This is a genomic window from Acinetobacter brisouii (assembly GCF_008993995.1).
GTDB lineage: Bacteria > Pseudomonadota > Gammaproteobacteria > Pseudomonadales > Moraxellaceae > Acinetobacter > Acinetobacter brisouii_A.
The window spans coordinates 1-5,019 of the sequence record NZ_BKNN01000108.1 but is presented as its reverse complement, the minus strand read 5'-3'; the positions used below and the strand labels follow the sequence as shown (position 1 = coordinate 5,019).

Genomic DNA, 5,019 nt, shown 5'->3' with positions numbered 1-5,019 from the left:
TGGTGCTAAGCGTGCCATCCGTATTGACGCTGGCATTCCCCCCCAAGATGTCTTTGACACTGTTTGATACGCCATACAATTGGCTGCCATTCACTGCATCCATTGAGCTCGCCGTCACTGCGCCTGCTGCAAGGTTGCTGATTTGTGTGCCTGCTAAATCAATACCTGTTGAGCTAACACTTGGACCGCCTGCAATCGCAAAGCCATCTGCGCCATAGTTGGTGGTATTCGTACCATTCGTGACGTTGGTGCCTGTCGCAGTCACGTTGGTGATGTTGCCTGCACCATCAGTGATGCTGTTGCCTGTTGCAGTCACGTTGGTGACGTTGCCTGTGCCATCATTGATCGCAAGACCTGTGGTGTTCAGTACGCTGTTGCCTGCGGTTACGCTGTCCACAGTCAAGTCTTTGGCTGTCGCAACTTGGTAGTTAGTGCTGCCATCGGCATTGCTGCTGCTGGTCACCACGATGTTGTTGCCTTGAGTCACTGTGCTCTTGGCTTTGGTTGCGCTGTCTTTGACTGCTGCAATTGCGCCATCAACTGTGCCTGAACCCGTGCCACCAATGTTGCTGGTGCTAAGCGTGCCATCCGTATTGACGCTGGCATTCCCCCCCAAGATGTCTTTGACACTGTTTGATACGCCATACAATTGGCTGCCATTCACTGCATCCATTGAGCTCGCCGTCACTGCGCCTGCTGCAAGGTTGCTGATTTGTGTGCCTGCTACATTGATGCCGCTTGAGCTAACACTTGGACCGCCTGCAATCGCAAAGCCATCTGCGCCATAGTTGGTGGTGTTCGTACCATTCGTGACGTTGGTGCCTGTCGCAGTCACGTTGGTGATGTTGCCTGCACCATCAGTGATGCTGTTGCCTGTTGCGGTGTAGTTGGCTGTATTGCTGCCATCAGTCACGCTAGTGCCTGTCGCAGTCACGTTGGTGATGTTGCCTGTGCCATCATTGATCGCAAGACCTGTCGTATTCAGTACGCTGTTGCCTGCGGTTACGCTGTCCACAGTCAAGTCTTTGGCTGTCGCAACTTGGTAGTTGGTGCTGCCATCGGCATTGCTGCTGCTGGTCACCACGATGTTGTCACCTTGGCTGACTGTGCTCTTGGCTTTGGTTGCGCTGTCTTTGACTGCTGCAATTGCGCCATCAACTGTGCCTGAACCCGTGCCACCAATGTTGCTGGTGCTAAGCGTGCCATCCGTATTGACGCTGGCATTCCCCCCCAAGATGTCTTTGACACTGTTTGATACGCCATACAATTGGCTGCCATTCACTGCATCCATTGAGCTCGCCGTCACTGCGCCTGCAGCAAGGTTGCTGATTTGTGTGCCTGCTAAATCAATACCCGTTGAGCTAACACTTGGACCGCCTGCAATCGCAAAGCCATCTGCGCCATAGTTGGTGGTATTCGTACCATTCGTGACGTTGGTGCCTGTCGCAGTCACGTTGGTGATGTTGCCTGTGCCGTCAGTGATGCTGTTGCCTGTTGCAGTCACGTTGGTGATGTTGCCTGCACCATCAGTGATGCTGTTGCCTGTTGCAGTCACGTTGGTGATGTTGCCTGTGCCATCATTGATCGCAAGACCTGCGGTGTTCAGTACGCTGTTGCCTGCAGTTACGCTGTCTACATCAAGATTACGATTCAGACTGTATTCTATATCGTTGCCTGTTTTGCTCACCAACAAGTTGGTTTCGCCTGCTACAGTACCAATATCAACACTATCACCTGCTTTGACTGCACCACTATTCGTACCATTCGTACTAAGTGCCCAACCTTTATCTAGTTCGCTGATAGCATCACCAACACTGTTTACACTGGTTCCATTTACTGTATAGGTAGGTGCGCTAAAAGTATTAGTGCTTGCATTGTAACTTGCACCACCACCTAAGCTACTCGCAACACTGCTCGCAAGTGCATCATTTTGACTATCAGCTGCTGTCAAACCTGCATCAAGTTGACCTTTATTCACTGCCTGATCTGCAGTGACTGCATCTGCAACATTGCTGATTTGTGTGCCTGCAGCATTAATGCCACTTGAGGTAACGCTTGGACCACCTGTAATTGTCAAACCACTGTTATTAACAGTCGTATTACCTACTGTTAATCCGCCTGCACTGGTCAGACTGATCGTGTCATTCAAATTATATTTATAAGTATTTGTCGCAGCATCATAAGTCGCAGTTGTATTTGTACCATCAGCCATGTTCATGGTTTCACCCAGCTGAACATTGTCCGCTGTACCTCCATTAACCGCAAAGTTCAAACCTTTGTTTGCTGTAGTCAACGCTGTATTGGCTGTACTTTGCGCCGCTGCTGCATTTGAAACGGCTGTATTAGCTGTGGTTTGGGCATTCGTTACGTTTTGATTCGTAGTAAAAAGCTGACCTGCATTGACCGCATCAGTTGAACCTGAAGCTAAATTACCCGCAGCAAGATTTGTAATTTTTTGATTATTTAAATTTGCACCACCATTTAAGTTACTTGTTCCTGTAACTGTTAAACTACCACCCGTAGCTAAATTCCCTGCTGTTACAGTTCCTGTAAATGTTGGTGCATTTGCAATTTGAATATCAACTGTATTACCTGTGACTACGGTTTTAATATTACTATTTGATGATGCTGTTGCTGTAGCTAACCCACCACTAATGGTTAAGGTAGAACCCAACTTGTTGGTTGAGCTTCCTGAATTTCCAGCAAATGTAATCGGTTTGACAACTTCAGTATTTAAATTAGACAGTGCACCCGCTACAGTATTTGATGTTGTGGTGGTGCCAGTTGTGGTTGTGGTTGTAAAAACAGGTGCTGTATAAGTGTCTGTTGACGCATCATAAGCAGCCCCACCACCTAAAGCAGTTGTGTTACCAACAGCACGGTTATTGACGTCTTTAAGCTGTGCAACGGTAACAGCATCTTGATCGGCAGAACCATCTGCAACATTTTGAATACGGCGTAACGCTGTTGAACTACCAACAGCAACAGCACCTGCAACATTGGTCGTCCCTGTACCAGTAATATAACCAGTTGTACCCGTAATACTGCTTGTTGTTGAATTTGCACCGAGAGCAACATCACCTGCATTGGCAGTTGCTTGAGCACCATTACCAATCGCAACAGTATTTGCTAAGGTCGCATCTACATTATTACCAATTGCAACAGAACCATCGCCTGTAGCTGTCGCGCCTGATGTAGAAGTACTCCCTGAGCCAATCGCAGTTGCATTAATCCCTGTTGCTTTAGAGTTGATACCAATCGCAACACTTCCCGTATTACTTGCAGTTGAAACAGCACCAATTGCAAGGGCACCCTGACCAGATGCAGCAGATTTAACACCCAGTGCAACGGAGGCATCACCAGATGCTGTAGATGTCATACCTAAGGCTGTAGAAAATGCACCACTCGCTACGTTTTGAACACCGATTGCCGTACTGCCCGCACCTGATGCAGTGGTTGCTATATATGTGCCCGAGGTGATCGTACCACCTGTAATGGTGGTATAAACCGTACCAAATGCTGTAGCAACTTTATCAACATCGTCACCACCAATCGCAACTGAAGAGTTACCTGAAGCAACTACGTTACCCCCTAAAGCAACTGTTTGATCACCAGATGCAGCAGCCAAGTTACCAATAGCAACAGATTGATTACTACTAACTGTACTTGCAGTAGTAGCACCCGCACCAATCGCTACACTACGAGAAGTAGAAGCAACTGAAGAGGTTCCCAAGGCAACTGTATTATCTGATGTTGCACTAGATGATAAACCAATTGCAACACCTGCCGCACCAGAAGACACAGAAGCTGAACCTAATGCTAATGCATTTGAACCCGACGCTGTCGCACCAGAGCCAAATGCACCTGATGCTGCACCCGATGCAACAGAAGACTGACCTACTGCTATCGCATTTGAAGATGATGCATTACTACTTGCACCTAATGCCACAGCATTCGTTGCATTCGCCTGAACCGCAGAATTATTACCAATTGCGACAGAGTTTGTTGCACCAGCATACACGCTTGCAATATTACCTAAGGCAATACCATAATCTGCATAAGAATAAGTCTGACGACCAATACCAATTGCTGTATTACCTGTTGCTTGTACAGCCGTACCTATTGCAATTGCAGAGGTAGCACTCGCAGCATTACCAATACCAATTGCAGTTGCATAACCTCCAGATGTACTGTTTCCTTGCCCCAAAGCAATACCATAAAAAGCACCTGAAACTACGTTAGCAGTACCTATTGCCGAACCACCACCTTCACCTGTTGTATTTTGAGTTCCCAACGCTACTGCCGCACTTGTATAGCTTGCTACGCCTGTCGCATAGTTGACAGGTGTTGCACCACCTCTTCGATCTGCAATCTGTTGTGCGGTATTATTGGTGGCTTGTACTGTATTTTGACTACCAATCGCAACTGAATTTGCCATATCTGTAATGGTATTACCACAACCAATCGCAACAACATCATTGACAGGACTCGTTGCTGTACCTGAGATTGTTGCTTGAGTCAGAGTACCGCAAGTACCAGACGTTGCTGTACTGCTCGTTACAGTACTTGAGCCTGTACCCGTGTTGACCTGAGCCATAACAAATGATGGTGCAACAACAGTTAAAATACACAAACACAATGGCGCTATTTTAAAACTAGCGGATTGCTTTAATACTTGGTAGTGCTCATTTAAATCCAGTTGAACAGAACCTACTGTATTATTTTTTGTTTTCGTCTTTGATTTGGCAAGTTCAGAAACCGCCACCCATATCCCTAAGGACGCATTCCAAACAACTTTATAGACCTTATTCATGACAATAACCCTAAATTACTAATAAAAACAATAACTTAAACTATGATTGAAATTTTCTTAAACTACATAAAATTAATAATATTATTAAAAAAATGTAAAGTAAATCACATTTTATCTCCTTATTCCTAAGAGAATGAATAAAAAATAAATGTTTTTGATGAATATTTATTCTAATTGATTTTTTCATAAAAAAATCTACATTTTTT

At 45.8% G+C, this 5,019-nt stretch carries 1 protein-coding gene; it reads right to left on the bottom strand.

From position 1 onward, the window contains the following. Positions 1 to 4,813 (bottom strand): ESPR-type extended signal peptide-containing protein (locus GBN19_RS14490; protein ID WP_151778609.1); only part of this gene is annotated, 4,813 nt, incomplete at its 3' end. Between the last annotated feature and the right edge of the window lie 206 nt (positions 4,814 to 5,019).